Raw genomic sequence first — 21,284 nt, forward strand, 5'->3', positions numbered from 1 at the left:
CGCTGCCCCTACCAGGTCCTGGGCCTGGTGCTGCCGACCGCCGACTTCTGGGAGCTGCTGCAGGCCGACCCCGCCGCATTGACGCAACAACTGTCAACCCAACAGGATGGCGGATGAGACAGTGCCCAGTTTTCTGGAGACCGCCTACGAGATCATCGCCAAGTATTTCGAGGAGTCACTGACCGGGCTGGCGAGCGAGAACCCCGGCTTCGTTGGCAAGTTCAAGAAGGTCAACGCCAACCACTTCACCGCGGTCATCTACCGGGACGGCAAGAATGTGGCTCAGTGTGGGATCCGGCTCGGCGGCTTCGGAGGCTATTCCACCAACCAGATCATCTACAGTAACGACCCCAGCGCGACGAACAGCATGAACGAGTGCATCAGCGTGGTCGGCGACGGCGACGAGATGTCCCTCAAGTCCAGCGGCATGTCCAGCATGATCAATCCTCATCAGAAAGATCGTCTGACGCCGCACGAGGCGGCCGAACTGTACTGGGGGCTTCTCACCTGGCGATTGCAGTAGTCGAGCTACCGACAGGTACGGAGGCGATACGATCATCGACGTGTCGATGTGAGCATGTGCCACCGTGGTTCGAGGCCGAGCCGCTGGGCCGGAACGACCCCTGGTAGCGGCAGGTGCCTGACCGCGCGAACCGGCGGGCGTCGTAGCGCGACCTCTCACTGGAGTCCGGCAGCATGAGCCAGCGTGAAGAAGGGCCCGTTGACGCGGACGGGGATCTCAACGCCTTCAAGGATTACCTTTCGGAACCGCGGTTCCGCATCCGGTTGGACGACCAGGTGAACGCCGCCGTCCGCGCGGCGCTGGCGGAGACGTCGGCCGAGAAGTTCCCGCTTGATCCCTCGCGCGTGAGCGGGGAGGACTTCGCCGACCGGCTGGCTGCCTACGAGACTGCCGTCAGACCGCTGCAGGCGAAAGCCGCGCTGTTAGGGAGGTGGGCCACGCCTGAGCAGCTACCAACTCTAACAAACATGCTAGCACGCATGTCCGACGGCTGCGCCGACACGCAAAGCGGCCAGTCGATGTGGGTAGACCTCCGACTCTACCCGCTGTCCCTGCTGCTGTACTGCGTGGGGATCGCCTCGCTCGCCGCCGATAACTACCGCGCGTTCGCGGTCGCCCACTCGAAGATGATCGATGCCCGTACGCGCCGCTCCGGAAGCCGCGGCATCAACATCGTCGTACCCGTGGTCGATGCGATGCAGGACGTCGCCAGCACCAGCGCCTGGCGGCATGTCGAGGCGTACAAGCAGAAGCGCGTCCCCGAGAGCGAGCACCTGTTCAAAGTCCTTCGCCCGGTGCTGGATGAGCTGCTCTTCCTCGGCTCCAGCTACGAGCGACTGTTCGACCGGTACGAGATCCTCCGGGCGCTAATCTACGCCGAAGTGACTGATACCGGCAGAGGACCAGTCGGCCGTTTCGGTTGGAAATACTACGGTGGAGAGGATAACCCCTTTGCCGACCTGCGCGCCGAGGCGGCCCGGGAGAAGGACGACTGGGGCCCGGTTCGGGCGGGCCTTTTCCGGGGTGCTTACGAGCGGTTCGAGCAGACGGCGGCGAAATTCGAAAAGGATTTCCTCAGCAGGCTGGGCTGGCACTGATCCTACCCGGTTCCGCTTCGCCTGCTGAAGGGAATCGCTGCTCCAAGTTGCTGCCTCGGGCCAAAATGCCTGCACATACGCGTTAGGACTCTTTCTTGCGCGCTTCGCGCCGGCTATTTCGAGGATCCCAACTGGTACTTGTCGGAGGTGGTCTGGGATCCCGGGCTGCTGCTGCCCCAGGGCTGAGGCTCTCCAGCTCCTGGACTACCGGGGTGAGGGGAGCGGCCGAGGGGTTCGGCCGTCACGACGAGCTCGCTCGCCCTCGTCTCCCCGGCACCGACCGTCGGGACAAGCTCTCCCGGCTCGGCGAAGCGGTAGCCGACTCCGCGGACCGTGAGGATGTACCGCGGGCGCGCCCGGTCGTCCTCGAGCTTCTTCCGGAGCCGCTTGATCAGCGAGTTGACGGTGTACTCGTAGCCGCGGAAGTCGCAGTCCCAGAGCTGCCTCAGGATCTGGGCCCGGGTGTAGGCCCGGCCGGGCGTGGCGCTCAGGAAGGCCAGGAAGTCGAACTCGCGGGCGCTCAGTTCGACCGGACGGCCCCGCAGGAGGACCCGGCGGGAGCCGAGGTGCAGCCGCAACTCGCCGAAGGCCCGCTCGCCCGAATGCTGCCGCTCCAGCAGCTCCTCGACGATCGCCCGCCTGCGCCGCAAGAGGGCCCTGACCCGCGCCAGCAGCTCCGCCATCCCGAAGGGCTTCGTGACGTAGTCGTCCGCGCCCAGCTCCAGGCCGACGACCCGGTCCACCTCCTCGGAGCGGCCGCCCAGCATCAGGATCAGCAGCGACTTCCTCGCCTCGCGGAGCCGGCGGCAGACCTCCAGGCCGTCGAGCTTCGGCAGCAGGTGTTCGAGGATGACCAGCGCGCAGTCCGTCTCGAGCCCCAGGCGCAGGCCCTCCTCGCCGTCTCGGGCATGCCGCACCACGTAGCCCATCTCGCCGAGGTGCATCGCCAGGAGGGAGGCCCGCTCCGCGTCGTCCTCGACCAGCAGCAGGTTCTTGTCGGTGCTCAGCATGCGTGAAATTCGGTCCGTCTCTCCCTCGTCGAGGGCCCGAAGTTAGCCGCTCGCCCTCGCACCGGGGAAGATCCGATCCGACACGCCGGGCCGGGTGCCACGAAACTGCCACCTTCGCGCCGCCGGCGTACCACGCGATCCAAACCGGGGCCGGAGGGGAGCCGTACTACCGTGATCTCTGCGATCGAGCCGATCGCGGGTCGTCAGCAGCTTGGAGCTGTACTGGCGTCTTCGAGATGGGCGGCGGCACCCGGGGACTCGGCCCCACCGGCCGACGAAAGGGGGCGGGACTCACCATCTGCCGCGCCGCCGACCCGTAGAGCCGGATGCACGGAGACGTGCTCGTCCGGTTCGACGGAGGCTCATCGGAGTAAACCTCGATGAAACGCCCTGGGCGAGGTCGCCCGGCGTACGAGGGTAATCCCGGTGTTCGATCCGATGGTCGATGATTCGAGGAATCGGGGCGACAGGGAATGACCTCGGCGAAGGGCCGAGGCCGTGGGGGATGAAGCGGGTGTGAAACCCGCCCGAGGGGTTCGGGCTCTTGAGAGTCCGCTCAACTCGGCTGGCGTGGGGAGCCCCCGACCGGGCGACCGGCGGGGCCGATCCTGTGACCGGGGTCGGGGACCTTCGGCAAATCCGAAGGCCGCGAACAGCTCAACCACGAGAGGCCCGCGAGGGCTTGCCAGGCATCCCGGGCGGAGACGGTGCCAGACCGCGAACGTCCCACGCCGGCGGGTAACCGGGCGCTTCTAGATTCGGCCCGGAGAAATCGCTCAGGCGCAAACCGTGCCCCGGCGGGAGCCGGGCGCATGCGGCGTGGGGCCCGTGGGGTAACGCCCACTAGCGACGTGACCGCCCCGGAGACGTCCCTCACTAACCTGGGAAAGGCTGCGGCCGCCGGCGTGGTGGCCGGTGCGCGTCCAGGTCAGACGCGTGCTCCAAACGCCGCAGTCCGGGAGTGTCCCGCCAGTAGGAGCCGACCGACATCCGGTCGGGCGAGCGCGCTGCAGGGCAGTGGCGGGCTCGTTCGCGTGCCGACGGGTGGTGCCGGGCACATTCGCGACGACGAAAGCGGGGACGGGTTTCTGACCCATCTCGAAGTTCCGCGGTGCCGGCGGGGGAGGGAACCCTCCGCGGGCACCTGCCTCTGGCGAGGAAGTACGAGTGGTCGGACGAGGCGCCTCCGGGAGGAGGGGCCTCGCCCGGCGACAAGCCGACGACGAGCTTCGGGCGCGGACGCGAAGGTGCGCATCGGGGCCGTCGGAGGTTGTCGTGGGCGCTACCGCCATGGATTGGGCAACTGCAATGCTTGAATCTAGTGCGCGAAGCGGCGGCGAAGCCGCCTGCTGTGCACCGCGTGGCGTCCCCGAAGGATGTGCGGCCTTCGGCGGTTGGGCCGCGACCAACCGCCATTCCACTGGGCATTGCGACGGTCGAGGCGATGGGACGAGACGGGGACCGGTACGTGGCCGCGACGCTGGAGGGGTTCATCCAGCAGCTCGCGGTCTCGTACGTGAAGAACGGGTATGTGTTCTACGTGACCGGCTGCGTGCCGGCGGGGAAGGACCCGCGCGAGGTCGACCGCAAGCTCGTCGAGAAGTACGGGGTCGGCGTCTCGAAGTGGGTGCGGGCGCGGCGCAAGCGCGCCGGCCTGGCCAACGTCCAGTACCTCCGGTTCGAGCGGCACTTCGTGCTGCTTGCGACGCACGGGGCGCACCGGTTCTTCGAGCAGGAGGCGGCGGTCATCCGCGACTGCCGGCGGGTGCCGATCAAGTTCGGCGGCTACGCGGTCAGCCACCGCGGCGGGCACGCCTGCGTGCGGATCGAGCGCGAGCAGTACAACCTGCTCAAGTCCTATCTCGTGGACCTCGCGACGAGGCGCTCGGCGGCGACCCTGGAGTCGCTGTTCCACGGGCTGCCCTTCGAGCCGTACGCGCCGGTGCGGGAGCAGCTCCTCGCGATCCTCCGCGCGGTGAACCGGGCGCGGAAGGCGGCGGGATTCGAGCCGGTGTCGGCGAGGTGCCTGCGCCTCCGGCGCCGGGTCCTCCGGCCGTTCGTGCGTGCCGGCCCCATCCGGTGCCTCCCAGAAAGTGATCGGACTCGTCCGACGCTCGTTGGCGACCGGCGCGGGTGATGGTAGGGGGAAATTGACGGGTAGAAGCGTCTTGAACATCGATCTTTCAACGGCGAGGATCGCGCCGGCGATCCCGCGATTATGGGCATGAGCCGCAACCGCGTGCTGGTCATCGGAGACGGGGCGGACGCCCTCGAACGGGTCCGGTCCTCCCTGCGCGACGGGGACTTCGAGGTGGTGTGCGCCACGTCGGGGGAGGAAGGGCTCGAGGTCTCCGCGAGGGTCTGCCCCGACCTGGTGCTGATCGACCTCGGCCTGCCGGGCCTCGACGGGCGGGCGACCTGCCGGGCGCTGAGGAGCCGCCCCCGCACGCGCCGCACGCCGATCCTGGTCCTCGCCCCGCTCGGGAGCGAGGCCGACATCGTCGCCGGCATCGGGGACGGGGCCGACGACTACCTCCTCAAGCCGGTCAGCCCGGAGATCGTGCTCGCGCGGTGCCGGGTCGCGCTGCGCCGGTGGCGCGCGGATGCCCCGCCCGACCCGGTCCCGCTCCAGGTCCACGAGCTGACCATCGACCCGGCCGGGTTCGTCGCCCGCGTCGCGGGCCGACGGCTGGAGCTGACGGTCACGGAGTTCAAGCTGCTCCACCACCTCGCCGAGCACCCCGGCCGGGTGTTCACTCGTTATCAGCTCGTCGACGCGGTCCGGGGTGCGGACTGCATGGTCGCCGATCGGGCCGTGGACGGCCACCTCGTGGGCCTGCGGAGGAAGCTGGGGGACTACGGGCACTACGTCGAGACGGTGCGCGGGGTCGGCTACCGCTTTCGCGGAGTCTGATGCTGCACGCTCGTCGCTCCCGGTCGATCGGGGGCCGACCGGCATAGTCTTCGATGCGAACATGGCTGGCGGCGCGGAAGCGAATCCCGAGGACGGCCATTGGACAGGATTGCCCCTCCGGTGACTCCACGGGTCTGCAAAGGGGCGAAACGGCGTAGGCCTGGCTCGGCCCTCGGGCCTCTCCACAGCTTGCTCTTCGGCCCCGATCCCCCTCGATAACCTCCCACACCCGTCGAGGCCGCCGTAGGAAGCGATCTACTTCGCCCGCCCCGCCCCGCTCTCCCCGCTTGGAGTCGGCCCAGAAACGCCCCCCGGATTCTCTCGCCCCCCTTGCCCCTTGACTCCGTACTTAGATACGGACTGTAAGATGATCGCAAGCGAGGGGAAGACCATGGGCAGACTCAAGTCGGGAGAATTGGCGAAGCAGGCCGGGGTGAACGTCGAGACGCTGCGGTTCTACGAGCGGAAGGGCCTCTTGCCGGAGCCGCCACGGCGCGAGTCCGGCTACCGCGAGTATCCCGAGGAGAGCGTCCGCCTGATCCGGTTCATCAAGCGGGCGCAGGAGCTGGGGTTCTCGCTCGGCGAGATCCAGGAGCTGCTCGCGCTGCGCGTCCGGCCGGGGACGACCTGTGCCGAGGTGCGGGGGCGGACCGGGCGCAAGCTTGCGGACGTGCGGCAGAAGATCGCCGACCTGAAGGCGATCGAACGCGCGCTGACGAAGCTCGCGGCAAGCTGCTCCGGCCGGGGCCCGGTCAACCATTGCCCGATCCTCGAGAATCTCGACGGGGAGCTGTCGTCCGGACCGAAATCGCCGAGGGACCGGGGGAGAACCTGAGGGAGGGGAGATGACAGAGCGAGGCCAGGGAGAGAACCGGGGAGGGTGGGGGACGGCTCGGTTGATCCTCATCGCCGTCGTGGCGCTGGTCACCCTCGCGGCGGGAACCCATGCGCTGCGGGAGCCGCTCGGGGGGTCGAAGGGCGGCGGAGTCGAATCGAGCGGCCCCCCGCTGGCAGCCACCACCATCCCCGTCGAGGGGATGTCCTGCGGCGCCTGCGCGGCGAGCATCAAGCAGCGGCTCAGGTCGCTCGATGGCGTGGCGGAGGTCGAGGTGAGCCTGGAGCATCGCCACGCCCGCGTGCGCTATTCCGAGGGGGCGGTCACGCCGGAGCGCCTGGCTGCCGAGATCAACGGACTCGGCTACCGGGCGGCGCTCCCGGCAGCCGCCGGCGCGGCGGATGGGCCGCCGCGAGCCCGCGACGCGGCATCCGGCGAGAGGACGGTCCTCATCCCGGTCGAGGGCATGGCCTGCGAGTCCTGCGCCGAGGCGATCGCGGGTCGGCTCCGCGCCCTCGACGGGGTGGATGAGGTGAGCATCAGCCTCATGGCGAAGGAGGCGCGTGTGCGGTACGTCGAGGGGAGGATCACGCCGGAGCGCCTGGCCGCGGAGGTCGCCGCCCGCGGCTTCACGCCGGGGACGCCGAGGATGGAGGGGCAGGAGTGACGCTCGAAGAGTACCTGCGCCAGTTCGGATCAAGCCTTTCCGACGGCTCGCTCCCGGCGCTCGGGGTCGCCCTCGTCGCCGGCATCCTCGCCAGCGCCGTCTGCCCTTGCACGCTCCCGGTCGGGCTCGGGATGGCGGGGGTCGTCACCGCCTCGGAGAGCCAGTCGCGGAGGGTGGGGCTCCTCGTGGCCCTGGCGTTTTTCCTGGGGATCGTCGCAAATCTGACGCTATTGGGAGCCGTGGCCGGTCGGCTCGGCGCCATCCTCACGGAGTCGTTCGGCCGCTCCTGGGCGCTGACGATGGCGCTGGTCTCCCTCGTCGCGGCGATCGTCGCCTTCCGGGGGCCGCGGCTGAACGTCGATCAGCTGGCGGCGCTGCGCCGGCCGGGGCTCGCCGGCTCGTTCGGCTACGGCTTCGTCTTCAGCCTGGGCACCTCCGCCGCCCCGCTCCTGCTGCTCCTGACCATCGCGGCGACGCAGGCCCGGCCGGGGTATGGGGCGGTCCTTGCCTTCGCCTTCGGCCTCGGACGCGGGCTCCCCTTCCTGCTCGTCGGCCTGTTCGCCGGGGCGCTGGTCCGCCTCACCCGCATCGGGGCATGGCGGCGAGCCATCCAGGCGGCGAGCGGCGCGGCCCTGCTCCTCGTGAGCGCGTATTACGCCAGGGCGTTCCTCGCCCTGCTCTGACATGGAGGACGTCATGGCTACTGAAACGGTCCAGATGAAAGTCTCCGGGCTGATGTGCTCGTTCTGCACGATGAGCGTCGAGAAGGCGCTCAAGCGCCACCCGGGGGTCCGCAGCGTGCTGGTGAACCTGGTCCACGGCATCGTGCTTGTCGAGGCGGATCCGGCGCAGATCGGCCGCCGGGGGCTGGCCGAGGCCGTCGAGAGGCTGGGCTACAGCGTCTCCTCGACCGAGGTGCAGCAGTACGAGACCGACGAGGCGATTTTTAGCCTGATCAAGCGTCGCGGCCTGCTCGGCATGGCCCTGGCGCTGCTCGATCTCGTCGTCGATCCGCTGAACCTGTTCGGGCTGCCCGAGCGGATCCGCGCCTCCTTCAGCCTGGCCGTCGCCGCCTTCATCCTGCTCTGGGTCGGCTGGCCGATCCTCAAGAAGACGGTGCTGGCGCTGCGTCAGCGGGTCGTCAACGCCAATGTGCTCCTCTCGACGGCCGCCTGGGGCTCGTTCGTCGTCGGGGTGCTCTCGCTGGCCGATCCCCGCTGGCCGAACTTCCTGCCGGTGGCCGGCTGGCTCATGGCGCTCCACCTGTTCTTCGGCTACTTCAAGCTGGACACCCGCAAGAAGGCCTCCGAGGCCGTGCGCGCGCTGCTGTCGCTCCAGCCGCCGCGGGCCCGCGTGCTCCGGGGCGGGCAGGCCGTGGAGGTGCTGACCAGGGACGTCGCCGTCGGCGAGGTCGTGGAGGTCCGCCCCGGCGAGCGGATCCCGCTCGACGGCGCGGTGGTCACGGGGACGGCCAGCGTGGACCAGTCGAGCTTCACCGGCGAGTCGGTCCCGGCGACCAAGCGGCCGGGCGACGAGGTGATCGGCGGGACGCTGAACCTCGACGGCGCGCTGCAGGTGCGGGTCACCAAGGTCGGCGCCAACAGCTTCCTCAGCCAGATTGTCCGGCTGATGACGCAGATCGCCGAGCGCAAGCCCCCCATCGAGCTGTTGGCCGACCGGCTGATGAACTACTACGGCCCAGTGGTCTTCACCGCCGCGGCGATCGCCTTCCTCGGCTGGCTCCTCCTGACCGGCGACGGGGTGGCGGCGACGCTGGTGCTGCTGACGGTGATCGTCATGGGATACCCCTGCGCGCTGGGCATCTCCACCCCGATGCTGGCCAACATCGCCGGCGGCAAGGGGATCTCGATCGGTCTCCTGGTCAAGGCGAGCGAGGTGTTTCACGCGCTCTCGGAGGTCGACACGGTCGTCTTCGACAAGACGGGGACGCTCACCCACGGGCGACCGACGGTCATGGACGCGGTGCCGTTCGGGGTCGATCGGCTCGAGTTGCTGGCGCTGGCCGGGGCGGTCGAGGCCTCCTCGGAGCATCCGCTGGCGCAGGCGATCAGCTTCTATGCCCAGCGGGAAGGGGCGGCGTCGCGGATCGTCGGCGACTTCCGCTCCACGCCGGGCAAGGGTGTGACGGCCACAGTCGACGGCATGGAAGTCGTGGCCGGCCGGCCCTCGTTCCTGGAGGAGCGGGGCGCGCGGCTCCCAGATGAGGTCCGGGCGGAGGTCGATCGCCTGGCAGCGGAGGGGAGGACGGTGGTGCTCGTGGCGGGCGGGGGCGAGGTCGTCGGCCTGATCGGGCTGCAAGACCAGCCGCGCCACACCGCCGGGTCGCTCATCACCAAGCTCCGCCAACGGGGCATTCGCACCGTGATGCTCACCGGCGACAGCCTCGCCGTGGCCGAGGCGATCGGCCGGAGGCTCGGGGTCGACGACATCCGCGCCGAGCTGCTCCCGCCCGACAAGGTTGCCGCGATCGAGGCCCTCCAGCGCGAAGGCCGGAAGGTGGCGATGGTCGGCGACGGGGTGAACGACGCGCCGGCCCTGGCGCAGGCCGACGTGGGGATCGCCGTCGGCGCCGGGACGGACGTGGCGATCGAGTCCGCGGGCGTCATCCTCATCGGCGATCATCTGGAGGACGTGCTCCATGCCCTGACGCTGGGCAAGGCGAGCTACCGGACGCTGACGGTGAACGTCGTGATCGCCGTGCTGTTCAACATCGCCGGCATGACGCTCGCTGCCTTGGGCCTGATCACGCCGCTGCTGGCCATCGGCGTGATGATCGTGAGCGTCTTTGCGATCCTGCTCAACACGTTGCGGATCCGCGCTCTGCCGCTGGAGCGGGAGGCGCCGGCCGAGGCCGGGCCGCTGGCCGAGGTGGAGTTTTTGGTGCCGAACATGGCCTGCGAGGGCTGCGCCCAGAAGATCAGCGGCGCCCTCACGGCGCTGCCCGGCGTGCGGGAGGTCAGGCCCAGGGTGCCGCAGAAGCACGTCTCGGTGCGGTACGAGCCGGCCAGGGTGCAGGAAGAGCACCTCCGGGAGGCGGTCGAGCGGGCGGGGTTTCATGCGATCGACGCTTGAGCCGGTCGACGGCGGGCGCGGAGACGCTCCACACGCAAGGCGCCGGCCTCAGGGCGCAGCGGGCAGGAGGTCGGGCGTACGCGGGTGCCGATCGAATCCCACGAGCGCCCCCCGACCCGACCGCGTTCATCGCCTCGTTTGCAGTTGCGCCCCGCTCGAATTCGGCTCGTCGCGGTCCGGCCCCGCGCCCGTCCCTAATGGGTCATCTGGGCCATCCGGCGACAAGACTCGGCACAGCGGCGACACGCCTCCGCACACCGGCGCATCGGTTGGTCCTGCCCCATCTGCTCGCAGTCGGCGGCGCAGGCCTCGCAGACCTCGGCGCAGGCCGCACAGGTCTGCACGTGGAGCGGCGAGCCGCGGAGCATGAAGTTTGCGCTGGTCTGGCAGATCTCGGCGCAGTCCAGCAGCAAGCGGACATGGCCGGGCTCTGCGTGGCGTCCGCCCTGCTCGAGGCAGTAGTTTACGGTCTCGGTACAGACTGCATGACATGATTGGCACTCGGTGATGCAATCGCGGAGGCTATCGGTCGGGATGTTCCGCGTCGCCGGGCCGGCTGTGGTCGTCTGTTGCTGCATGGTCGGTCCTCCTCGTTGGGTGTCAGGACCGATCATCGGCCCCGCGCCGTCAGCTCAGCACAGGCGGCCCCGGTGTTCGAATGATGGCGATCAGCACCCCGGCCAAAGACGCTCGGAGCGAGGACCGCAGTCTGGTCACCGTGTGCCGACGCCGCCCGGTCGCGGCTGCTGGGTGCGCCGCTCCAGGGGCGCGTACTTCCCCGGGTCCCCGGCGAAGCGTGCCCGGCTCGCTTCCGACTTGAAGTAATAGGCCCTGCCGCCGAGCGAGAAGACGTACGCGTCCGCCTTGTCCACGACCACGCCGCTGACCGGGTCCGCCTACACCTGCCCGATGCATCCGGAAGTTCGCCAGGATCAACCCCGCTTCGGGGAGGGGAGCGCGGCGTTTAACCCGCGCTGCTCGCGCGCCCCCCACTCGCGTCGGTGCTGCCACTCCCTGGCGGTGTAGAACAGGACCGGATAGACGATGAGCTCCATGGCGAAGCTCACCAGCAGCCCGCCGATCATCGGGGCGGCGAGCCGTCGCATGACGTCGGCGCCGGTGCCCTCGGCCCAGAGGAGGGGCACCAGGCCGATGAAGGCCGCGGAGACGGTCATCGCCTTGGGGCGGATGCGCTTGACCGCCCCGTCGTGCACCGCCGCCCAGAGGTCCTCGGGGCCCGTCATCTTCCCGGCCTCCCTCGCGCGCTCGAAGCTGTTGTCGAGGTAGAGGAGCATCACCATCCCCGTCTCCGCGTCGAGCCCGGCCAGGGCGATGATCCCGATCACGACGGCCAGCGACATGTTGTAGTCGAGCGCGTAGAGGAACCAGAACGCCCCGATCAGGCTGAACGGGACGGCCAACATGATGACCCCGACCCGGAACCAGCTCCGGGAGCTGGCGTAGAGCAGGAGCACGATCAGCAGGACCGTGATGACGCTCGCGATTACCAGCCGGGGGAGCGTCTTCTCCCAGAATTCGAACTGCCCCGAGAAGTGGAGCGAGTAGCCGGGGGGGAGGGGCACCTCCTTTGCGACGGCCTCGCGTGCTTCCTCGATGTAGCCGCCGAGGTCGCGGCCGGCGATGTCGACGAAGACCCAGGCCGTGCGCTGGGCGTTCTCCGAGCGGATCATCGGCGCCCCCGGGTTGATGCGGAACGCCGCGAGCTGCCCGAGGGGCACCTGCACGCCGGTCGGGCCGGTGACGAGCACCTCGCGAAGCGCCGGGATGTCGTCGCGCAGCTCCCGGGCGTAGCGGACGTTCAGGGGGTAGCGCTCGAGCCCCTCGACGGTCGTGGTGACGTTCATCCCGCCGATCGCCGACTGGACGACGTCCTGGACGTCGCCGATGGTGAGCCCGTAGCGGGCGGCCGCCACGCGATCGACGTCGACATCGAGGTAGTAGCCCCCGAAGGTGCGGTCGGGGTAGGCGCTGATCGTCCCTTCGATGGTCCGCACCGCGTTCGCTGCCCGCTGGGCGAGCTCGCTCAGCGCCTCCAGGTCCGGCCCGAGGATCTTGATGCCGACCGGCGTCTTGATCCCGGTCGCCAGCATGTTGATGCGATTCTCGATCGGGAATGGCCAGGCATTGGCGACGCCGGGGAGGCTCACCACGGTATTCAGCCCAGGATGCATCGTCCCGTCCGGATCCCTCCAGCCGAACTTGAGCTCCTCGGTCGTGATGTTCCGCTCTTCCGGCCAGAGCGCGGCGAAGGGCTGCTTCAGCCAATCGGGCCACTCGCTGTGGAAGCGCTCGACGTGGCGTCTCCGCCACTGTTCGCGCTCGGGCTTCAGCTGCACGACGGTCTCGATCATCGAGAGCGGGGCGGGGTCGGTTGCCGATTCGGCCCGCCCGATCTTCCCATGGACGGTGAGCACCTCCGGGAAGGTGGCGATGAGCTTATTGGTCTGCTGGAGCAGCTCCTTGCTCTTGGTGATGCTGATGCTCGGGTCCGTCGTGGGCATATAGAGCAGGTCACCCTCGTCGAGCGGGGGCATGAATTCGCTGCCGAGCCGTGTCGCCGGGTAGATCGTGGAGAGGAGGAGCGCGACGGAGACCAGGAGCACGAGGGCGCGATTGCCCATCGCGAGCCGGAAGACCGGCTCGTAGAGCCGCTGGAGGAGCTTGCTGATCGGGCTCTTCTCCTCATGGATGATCCTCTGGGGCACGAGAAGCATCCCGGCCAGCACCGCCCATCCCGCCGCGATCCACCAACGAAAGGGAGAGAGCTGCGGCAGCGATTCGGCGACCAGGAACAGCGCCGCGGCGGGCATGAGCATGGACGCCGCCGTGATGGCCAGGTTTCGCCCCCAGCCCCATCGCTCCGGGAGCACCCGGGCGGTGATGAAGTAGAACATCAGCACCGGGATGATGGTGATCGAAAGGGCCGATGCCGCCGCCATCGCGAAGGTCTTCGTGAATGCCAGCGGCTTGAACAGCCTCCCGGCCTCGCCTTCGAGCACGAAGACCGGGAGGAAGCTCACCGTGATGATCAGGAGCGAGAAGAAGAGCTGGGGCCCGACCTCCGTGGCGGCCGCCGTGATGACCTCGACGCGCGGCGTGGGCGGGTGCCCGGCGTGGAGCCGCTCCTCCTCGCGGTCCAGGTGCTTGTGGGCATTCTCGACCATGATGATCGCCGAGTCGACGACGACGCCGATGGACAGCGCGATGCCCCCGAGCGACATGATGTTCGCGTTGATGCCCATGAGGTTCATGATCAGCACGGCGACGATGACGCTCGAGGGCACGACGAAGACCGCAACCAGCTCGCTCCTGGCGTGGAGGAGGAAGAGGATGCAGACGAGCCCCACGACGATGATCTCCTCGATGAGCGTATTCCGGAGCGTGCGGACGGAGCGCTGGATGAGCTCCGACCGGTCGTAGGTCGGCTTGACGAACACGCCCGGCGGGAGCCCGCCCTCGAGCTCGAAGAGCTTCTCCTTGGCGTCCGCGATGACCTTGTGGGCGTTCTCGCCGAAGCGCGCCACGATCACGGCGCCTACCGCCTCGCCGATCCCGTTGTACTCGCCGATGCCGCGGCGCGCCTCCCCGCCGACCTGGAGCGTGGCCACGTCACTCAGGAGGATCGGCGTCCCGCTCGCACCGAGTCCTACCGGCACCTGGGCGAGGTCATCCAGGCCCCTGAGGTAGCCCCGAGACCGGACCATGTACTCGTTCTCGCTCAGCTCCAGCACCGAGCCGCCTACATCGTTGTTGGATCGCTCGATGGCCGCCACGACGTCACGGAGCGGGAGCTTGAACGCCTGGAGGCTGGCCGGGTCGAGCACGACCTGATACTGCCTGACGAACCCGCCGATCGAGGCCACCTCCGAGACTCCTTCGACGGAGGTGAGGGGGTAGCGCAGGTACCAGTCCTGGAGGCTGCGGAGCTGGGCGAGGTCGAGCTCGGCAGGTACGAGCTCCTTGCCCGTCAGCGGACAGCTGCCCGGCCGCTCGAAGCCCCGGACCCGTTTCAGTCGCTCTCGGCGTTCCTCAGGCGCCGCGGCGGGGCTTGCATACCAGCGATCCTCCGCCTCGTCGTGCCACAGCCCCTTGGGGTGGTCGGGGCTGAAGTACCCGGGGAAGAGCACGTACTGGTACACCCAGCCGACCCCGGTCGCGTCGGGCCCGAGCTTCGGCTCGACGCCCTTCGGGAGCCGGTCGCGGGCGAAGTTCAGGTACTCGAGCACGCGGCTGCGCGCCCAGTAGATGTCGGTCCCGTCCTCGAAGAGGACGTAGACGAAGGACTGCTCGAACATGCTGAAGCCACGGACGACCGTCGAGCCGGGCACGGCGAGCATCGCGGTGGTGAGCGGGTACGTGACCTGGTCGTCGACGACCTGCGGGTTCTGTCCCGGGTACTCGGTGGTGACGATGACCTGGACGTCGGAGAGATCCGGGATGGCGTCGAGCCGGATGTGGAAGACGCTCCAGATGCCCAGCCCGACCAGCATCCCGGTGAGCAGGATGACCAGGAAGCGGTTCCTGATGGAGAGCTCGATGATCCTCGCGATCATAGGCGCCGACCCGCGGCAGGCTCGATGGTCCCGGTGACCTCGCCGCACTGCTTCATGGAGTCGGCGTAGTAGGGATTGGCGACTTCCGGGGAAGCTTGCACCCAATCGGCACCCGACATCGGGCAGTGGACGATCAACAGCTTCTCGCCCACCGTCGCCGAGGGAGGCAGGGCCTCAGCAAGCGAGATGATCCCGGCGCTCAGGGACCTGAAGAGCTCACGCTGCTCGGCCAGTTCTCTCCCTTGGAGCGCCCGGGCTGACTCCCGAACAGACGAAGCCTTTTCCCGATAGACTGATGACGGCAGTGCCTCGCTGAGCCTGCCCGCTGCGGAGATCAGCGGGCCGGGGTCGATCGCCACGTCCTTTTGCGGCGCCCCGAGCGTGGCCGAGAGCCTCAGGTACTCGGAGAAGACGGCATCGATGTGTGGCTGCAGCTCCGGGTCTACCGGTGGGGCGGCCGAGTGCTTCTCGCCGGCTCCGCTCGGCTGGGACACCGTTGTCCGAGGCCCGTTAGGCGACGGGACGGTCGCGCGGCCGTTTCGCTCGCGGAGGTATTTTTGCACCGCCTCGCGCAAGCGGCTCTCCGAGTCGAGCAGGAACTGCCCGCTCGTGACGACGCGCTCCCCGGGGAGGAGCCCTTCCAGCACCTGCACCGTGCCCCTGCCGTCTGACAAGCCCTTCTTCACCTCGCGCGCCTCGAAGTGCCCGTCTTCGAGGGAGACGAAGGCGACCTGCCGCGTGCCGGTATCGATGACCGCCTCGCGCGGGACGAGGAGCGTCTTCTCGGCGAGCTTGGCCCGGAGAGTCACCGTCGCGTACATCCCGGGCTTGAGCACCAGGTGTCGGTTGGGCACGGCGAAGCGGACCGTGGCGGTCCTCGTCGTCATGTCGAGGTGCGGATGGATGAAGATGACCTCGCCGGCGAAAGTCTCCCCGGGTCGCCCGGCGACGGTGGCCTCCGCCCTCTGGCCGAGCGAGACGAATTTCAGGTTCTGCTCGAAGACCTGGGCATCGACCCAGAGGACGCTGTGGTCGACGATCCGGAGGACCTGATCGCCGGCCTTGATGGCCGCGCCCTCCACCGTCGCCTTCTTCACGACGTGTCCCGTGATGGGGCTTCGGAAGGTGACGGTCTCGCTCGGCCGGTCGCCCCGCGAGAGCGCTTCAATCTGGCCCCGACCGACCCCCCAGAGCTCGAGCTTTCGCACCGCCGCCGCGTAGAGCGCCTCGCCGGTCTGCCGGGAGGTCTCGTCGGCACCCGGCGGCGGGAGCGCTCGCCGCCCGGCGATGAGCTCCTGGGTCGCAACCTCGAGCTCGGGGCTGTAGAGGTCGAAGAGCGGGTCGCCCTCCCGGACCTGCATCCCTTCGGTATCTGCGTAGAGTCGGCGGATCCAGCCGGAGACGAGGAGGTTCACGTCGTGGATGTTCGGCTCGGCCTCGGCGAGGTATCCCGCCGCACGCACCGCGCGCTCGAGCCGGCCCTCGATCACCGTCTCCGTCCGGACGCCCATGTTCTGGACGAGCGCGGGGTCGATGGTCAGCCCGAGCCCGGCGGGAGCCTCGTCCTCATAGACGGGGACGAGGTCCATGCCCATGGGGCTCTTGCCCGGCTTGTCGGAGATGTAGGGGGGATTCAGCATTGGGTCCCACCAGTACTTCACCTTTCGCTCCTTCGCCGGTGCCCCTCTGCCCACCCGGGTCGAACCTTCTCCCGTGGGCGCCGCTTCCGAATCGACCTCGAGCGGCGTCAGCTTCATGTGGCAGATCGGACAGTTGCCGGGCTTGTCCCGGATGACCTGCGGGTGCATCCCGCAGGTCCACAGTTGATCGGCCTTCCCCGGGGTCGGGTTCTCCGCCTCGGGCGGCGTGGCGGTCAGCCGGTAGACGATGAAGGCGCCACCTGCGAGTACGAGGGCGAGGGCCAGCAGGACCTGCACGGCCGTCCCGCCCCGAGGTTGCGTTCCGGTTGTTCGTCTCATGCTCCTGGCCCAACCATCATTTCCACCATCTCGTCACTTCCGCTCCCGCCGCCGGCACCGGCGCTCATTTGAGCGTCTCGAAGTCTATGCCCGCGAGCGCCTCGAGCTCGGCCAAGCGTTTCTCCCGCATGGCCAGGGACTCGGCGAGGACCAGCCGGGCATCGAGCAGAGAGCGCAGGCTTTCGATGAGGTCGAGGTAGCTGGCATCCCCGACCGAGTACGCCGCGCGGGTCGTACTTTCCACCTGTTCCGCGGCCGGGATGATCTGCTCGCGGAACAGCTCGGCCTGCCGCTCGCTGTTTCGCAGCATGACGAGCGCCGCGACGTAGGCCGATGCGCGGACATGCCTCGTCTGGCGGAGCTCGGCCTCGGCAGACCTGAGCATCGCCCGAGCCTCCTCGATGCTCCCCCGGATTTCGAAGACGGTCGTGGGCAAGACGACGGCCGTGCTGACCGCTTGGGCGATGCTCCCGGTGAAGGCGAGCGAGGGATTGATGTCGGGGACCCATTGGAGCCGGGCGAGCTCGAGCGCGTCCCTCCGGCCTTCCACCGCCTCGGCGAGGGCCGAGAGCTCCGGGTTCTGCCCCACCGCGGCCGCGAGGATAGGACCGTCATCGGCGGGCAAGGCACGCGACTCGGGCCGCGCCGGCGGCGCGAGCGGGGCATCCGCGTCGCGCGCGAGCAGGCCGTTGAGGTTGTGCTTCGCCGCGCGGAGTTCCGCGTCGATCGTCCTCAGCCGGTCCTCCGCGGTCCGGAGCTCCACCTCGGCACGGAGCAGGTCCGCCTGGGGTCCGCCGGCGCGGACCCGGGCAGCGGCGGTCTGGAACAGGAGCTTCGAGAGCGCCAGATGCCGGAGCTGGATCCGGGAGGTCTCGGCGAGGAGCGCGTAGTCGGCCCAGGCGGAGAGCACCCGCTCCTGGAGCTCGAATTTCATCGCCCGGAACCGCTCCGCCGCCGCCCTCGCCTTCGCCAGGGCGATCTCCCCCGCCTTCAGCACCTTCCCCGGGTAGGCGAGGTTTTCCATCGGGTCGAAGCCGGCCGACAACGTCATCCGGTCGAACGACTTCATGTTCTCCGCCGAGAAGGCATAGCTGTAGCCGAGGTGGAGGTTCGTGTTCGGATAGCCGGAGGCGATCTCCACGCGGCTGAGCGCCGCGCTCCAGTCGAAGTAGGCGGCCTCGAGCTCCCCGTTCGCCAGGAAGGCACGGCGAAGCACCTCCCTCCACGTGGGCTCCGCCGGGAGCTCCGGGATCGCTCGGCCCTCCAGAGGCGGCTCGAAGGCGGGGCTGGCCGCTTCCAACCGGCCTCTCTCCGCGTCGAGCCCGCCGGGGGCGAGCGCGCACCCCGCCGAGAGGGCTGCGGCCGCGACGAGGGCCCGGGAGAACGCCTTGCGCCCGCCCTTGCTACCTATCGGGACGAATTTCGCAACCGTGTTCAATTTTATCAAATTATATTATGATGATATAATTAAAATAATAGTTTCGTCCGAGCGGCCGATTTTTTGCGGCAGAGCCGGATCGTCGCGGAACGGACTCGCCGACCGGAACTGCTCGGCGGCAACGGCCTCACCTGGGGTTCGTGTCGGGCGGGCTCACGTAGAGCGCCGGGTTCTTCGCGAATCGCGCCCGACTCGATTCCGACTCGAAGTAGTAGGCCCGCCGGCCGAGCCCGAACACGAGGGCGTCCGCCTTGTCGACGTCGGCCCCGGTGACCGGGTCTTGCGCCCTCGTCAGTCGCTCGGGCTCCTTGGCGATCATCTCGCTGCACATCGCGCAGCAGCCGTAGTACGTCTTGCCGCCCCGCTCGACCGGGATGCCCGGCTTGTCCATCACCGCGTCCTGGACCATGCAGACGCGGCTCTTGTCCGCGACCGGGCCGTCGTCCGCCGCCGCCGTGGTGCCGAGCGCCAGGACCAGGGATGCCATCAAAAGAACATGACTCATCATTTTTCAACCTATGTAGTGTTGATTGCTGCGTTGTTAAAACCGTCTGCACCGCCGCGCGGATCTGCGCGACGGTGCGCTCGGGCGGTGCACTCACGGCGTTTGTCGCTCACATGTGACCCATGCCGCCGCCGCCGGCTCCCATCGAGCCGCCGCCTGCAGGCGGCATCTCCATCGCGTCGTCGTCCATCATCATCCCGCCGCCCATCGAGCCCCCGGGCTGCGGTATCGCCTGGCCCATGCCCGCTGCGGGATTGGGCGACGGCGGCAGCTGGCCGAGCAGGGCCTGGCGTTGCTCATCGGTCAGCACCTTCGCCGCCTCGCCGACGGCGCGGATGAACGCGAGGCGCTGATCGCCGCGGAGCTTCTCGAGCTCGCGCACCTTGGCCTCGACCGAGGCGGACGAGGGCTGATCGGCGGCGGTCAACTGCCAAAGCTGCTCCTCGGCGGCGGCGACCTTCCGCGCCGATTCGCCGAGGGCGCGCAGCGCGTTTTCGCGGGCCTTGCCCAGCGTTGCCGCCTGCTGCGGCGAGAGCGTGATGTGCTCGGGGTGGTCGAGGAAGAAGCCGGTTGCGCCGATGTGGTAGAGGTGCGAGGCGCCGGGGAAGCCGGGCAGCGCCGACATCGCCATCCCGCCGCCCATCGACCCGCCGGGCATCTTGCCCATCATCGGGCAGCATCCCATGCTCATCCCGCCGGAGCCCATGCTCATCATGCCGCCCATCATGTCGTCCATCATGGCCATGCCACTGCCCATCGACCCGCCGGGCTGGCCGCCGCCCATCGAGCCCATCCCCATACCCATCCCCATGCCGCCTTTGCCCGTCGGCATGCCGCCCATCCCGCCGGCGCCGGCCGCCTGCGCGCCGGGCTGATGCTTGCCCATCGCCGCCTGGAGCGTTGCCACCTGGGCCTTGAGCTGCTCGAGCTGCTTCGCGAAGTCCGGATCACTTGCTTTGGATGCCCCCTTCGCGGGGCTGTCGTGCGTGTGCGCCGAATCGCTCGGGGCGCGCGGCTGTGCCAGCGCGGGCCCTCCCCAGAGCACGGTTAGGAGCGTGCATGCGAGAATCATTCGTCTGGTCATGGTCGTGTCTCCTATGTTGTTGTTGCAGTTTCACACCTCAGCCACCGTGGTGGTGATGACCGCGGTGGCTGCTCTTGTCCAGCTTCCTTGAGATTCTTGGGGCCTTGTTCAAGCCGGTCGGCGGCTTCGGGGCACCGCTCCCATCCGGGCTGATGCCGTGCTTGCGGAGCACCTCGCGCGGGGCGAGCGACGCGAGCGTGCCCGGGGGATTCTCGTACCAGCCCGGGTCGTCGTAACTGGGAAGCTCCTTGCGCACCTTGAGGATGGTGAACATGCCGCCCATGGTGATGTAGTCGTGGGGCCCGGGGGCGCCGACCATGGGGATGCTGTTCTCGGGCACCCGCATCCCCATCTCGGCCATGTCACCCATCCCCTCCTGGCCCATGGTCATGTAGTCCGGGAGGAGCTGCTGCACCGCGTCGTCGAGGCCCCCGGCGTCGACGCCGATCATGTTCGGGAACTCGTGGCCCATCTGGTTCATGACGTGGTGCGTCATGTGGCAGTGCATCGCCCAGTCGCCGGGGTTGTCCGCGACGAACTCGATCGTTCGGGTGGCGCCGACGGGCACGAGGACGGTCGTCTCCGGCCACTGGCCGGCGTCCGGGATGCGGCCGCCGTCGGTCTCGGTGACCTTGAAGTAGTAGCCGTGGAGGTGGATCGGGTGGTGATCCATCGCCGAGAGGTTGCCGATCCGGATCCGCACGCGGTCGCCGAGCCTGGCGACGAGCGGGTCGGTCCCGGGGAAGGCCCGGGCGTTGATCGTCAGCACGTTGAAGTCCGTCATCTCGTTCGGGTTGGGGCGGTCCGTGCCGACCTCGATCGCCCACTCGTGGAGCAGCAGGGCGAAGTCGCGGTCGGGGCGAGGCCCTTGCGGATTCCGCGGATGGATCACGACGAGGCCCACCATGCCCATCCCCATCTGGGTCATCTCGTCGTGGTGAGAGTGGTACATGTAGGTGCCGTGCTGGATGAGCGGGAACTCGTAGAGGTAGGTCTCCCCGCTGCGGATGACGCGCTGGCTCAGGCCCCCGACGCCGTCCATGCCGCTCGGCAGCAGGATGCCGTGCCAGTGGACGGTCGTGGGCGCGGCAAGCTTGTTGGTGACGAAGATGCGCACGCGATCCCCTTCGACGGCCTCGATGACGGGACCGTGCACGGAGCCGTTGTACCCCCAGCAGCGCGCGCTGAGCCCGGGGGCGAACTCGTGCTCGACCTCCTCGGCGACGAGGTGGAAGACCTTCGCCCCGTCGACGATGGTGTACGGGAGCGTCCAGCCGTTGGGCGTGACCACGGGAGTGTAATCCCGCCCCGGCTCCCCGGGGGGAAAGGACGCCGTTGCGGCGCGGGGGTCGTGGCCGCGGAGCGGGTTGTCGTCCTCGAAGTCGAAGTCCTCGTCCTTGGGGCGTTCGGGGGTCTGGGCCAGGCCCGCGCGTGACCTGAGCATCATGACGCCGCCGGCCAGGCCCAGGGCGCCCCTGCCGAGCGCCTGCCTGCGGGTCAACCGCTCTGCCGCGAGCCGTACCGTGGGCAATGGATGCTTGTTCTCTGTGTCCATCTTCCTTTCC

The 21,284-nt window shown here is 68.9% G+C and carries 16 protein-coding genes; 8 read left to right on the plus strand and 8 right to left on the minus strand.

Translation table 11 applies throughout. The annotated features are described in order from the left end of the window. Nucleotides 1-121: 121 nt before the first annotated feature. Both TsocGM_RS21800 and TsocGM_RS21805 read left to right on the plus strand, forming a co-directional pair. Nucleotides 122-523: a hypothetical protein gene (locus tag TsocGM_RS21800; protein WP_126727581.1), complete on the plus strand. Its 402-nt coding sequence runs from the start codon at nt 122-124 to the stop codon at nt 521-523. A gap of 173 nt (nt 524-696) precedes the next feature. Next, on the plus strand, nt 697-1,620 hold the full coding sequence (locus TsocGM_RS21805; protein ID WP_126727582.1) for a hypothetical protein: 924 nt from the start codon (nt 697-699) through the stop codon (nt 1,618-1,620). A gap of 113 nt (nt 1,621-1,733) precedes the next feature. Here the strand turns inward: TsocGM_RS21805 and TsocGM_RS21810 are convergent, their stop codons facing one another. Then, a complete protein-coding gene (locus tag TsocGM_RS21810; protein WP_126727583.1) occupies nt 1,734-2,630 on the minus strand; it encodes a response regulator transcription factor in 897 nt (298 codons plus the stop codon). A gap of 1,444 nt (nt 2,631-4,074) precedes the next feature. Here TsocGM_RS21810 and TsocGM_RS21815 point away from each other — a divergent pair. The 6 genes from TsocGM_RS21815 to TsocGM_RS21840 all read left to right on the plus strand — a co-directional run bounded on the left by TsocGM_RS21815 (nt 4,075) and on the right by TsocGM_RS21840 (nt 10,139). Beyond that, a complete protein-coding gene (locus tag TsocGM_RS21815; RefSeq protein ID WP_126727584.1) occupies nt 4,075-4,767 on the plus strand; it encodes a hypothetical protein in 693 nt (230 codons plus the stop codon). Nucleotides 4,768-4,854: 87 nt separating this feature from the next. Further along, nucleotides 4,855-5,544, plus strand: a complete 690-nt coding sequence (locus tag TsocGM_RS21820) for a response regulator transcription factor (protein WP_199756865.1) — start codon at nt 4,855-4,857, stop codon at nt 5,542-5,544. Nucleotides 5,545-5,935: 391 nt separating this feature from the next. Continuing rightward, complete coding sequence (locus tag TsocGM_RS21825) at nt 5,936-6,379, plus strand: MerR family transcriptional regulator (protein ID WP_126727586.1); 444 nt, start codon at nt 5,936-5,938, stop codon at nt 6,377-6,379. Nucleotides 6,380-6,389: 10 nt separating this feature from the next. Next, nucleotides 6,390-7,046: a heavy-metal-associated domain-containing protein gene (locus TsocGM_RS21830; protein WP_126727587.1), complete on the plus strand. Its 657-nt coding sequence runs from the start codon at nt 6,390-6,392 to the stop codon at nt 7,044-7,046. Further along, nucleotides 7,043-7,729 (plus strand): cytochrome c biogenesis CcdA family protein, encoded by a 687-nt coding sequence (locus TsocGM_RS21835; protein WP_126727588.1) that lies wholly within the window; start codon nt 7,043-7,045, stop codon nt 7,727-7,729. The genes TsocGM_RS21830 and TsocGM_RS21835 overlap by 4 nt, the downstream gene beginning before the upstream one ends. Nucleotides 7,730-7,742: 13 nt before the next feature. Next, nucleotides 7,743-10,139, plus strand: coding sequence for a heavy metal translocating P-type ATPase (locus TsocGM_RS21840; RefSeq protein WP_126727589.1), 2,397 nt, complete (start codon nt 7,743-7,745; stop codon nt 10,137-10,139). 194 nt (nt 10,140-10,333) lie between these two features. On the opposite strand, the gene TsocGM_RS27990 is transcribed toward TsocGM_RS21840, so the two are convergent. The 7 genes from TsocGM_RS27990 to TsocGM_RS21880 form a co-directional block, all read right to left on the minus strand. Beyond that, nucleotides 10,334-10,717 carry a four-helix bundle copper-binding protein gene (locus tag TsocGM_RS27990; RefSeq protein WP_126727590.1) on the minus strand — a complete coding sequence of 128 codons (384 nt, stop codon included), beginning with the start codon at nt 10,715-10,717 and terminating at the stop codon, nt 10,334-10,336. 354 nt (nt 10,718-11,071) lie between these two features. Further along, complete coding sequence (locus TsocGM_RS21855; protein ID WP_126727592.1) at nt 11,072-14,713, minus strand: efflux RND transporter permease subunit; 3,642 nt, start codon at nt 14,711-14,713, stop codon at nt 11,072-11,074. Further along, the gene (locus tag TsocGM_RS21860; RefSeq protein ID WP_126727593.1) at nt 14,710-16,692 is read right to left on the minus strand and encodes an efflux RND transporter periplasmic adaptor subunit; all 1,983 of its coding nucleotides are present in this window, start codon (nt 16,690-16,692) and stop codon (nt 14,710-14,712) included. The genes TsocGM_RS21855 and TsocGM_RS21860 overlap by 4 nt, the downstream gene beginning before the upstream one ends. A gap of 64 nt (nt 16,693-16,756) precedes the next feature. Then, nucleotides 16,757-17,908: a TolC family protein gene (locus TsocGM_RS21865; protein WP_158633697.1), complete on the minus strand. Its 1,152-nt coding sequence runs from the start codon at nt 17,906-17,908 to the stop codon at nt 16,757-16,759. Nucleotides 17,909-18,257: 349 nt separating this feature from the next. After that, on the minus strand, nt 18,258-18,617 hold the full coding sequence (locus tag TsocGM_RS21870) for a hypothetical protein (RefSeq protein WP_126727595.1): 360 nt from the start codon (nt 18,615-18,617) through the stop codon (nt 18,258-18,260). Nucleotides 18,618-18,744: 127 nt separating this feature from the next. Beyond that, nucleotides 18,745-19,719, minus strand: coding sequence for a Spy/CpxP family protein refolding chaperone (locus TsocGM_RS26595; RefSeq protein WP_199756867.1), 975 nt, complete (start codon nt 19,717-19,719; stop codon nt 18,745-18,747). Nucleotides 19,720-19,756: 37 nt separating this feature from the next. Next, on the minus strand, nt 19,757-21,274 hold the full coding sequence (locus tag TsocGM_RS21880; RefSeq protein ID WP_126727596.1) for a multicopper oxidase family protein: 1,518 nt from the start codon (nt 21,272-21,274) through the stop codon (nt 19,757-19,759). Between the last annotated feature and the right edge of the window lie 10 nt (nt 21,275-21,284).

Source organism: Tautonia sociabilis (assembly GCF_003977685.1).
Lineage (GTDB): Bacteria > Planctomycetota > Planctomycetia > Isosphaerales > Isosphaeraceae > Tautonia > Tautonia sociabilis.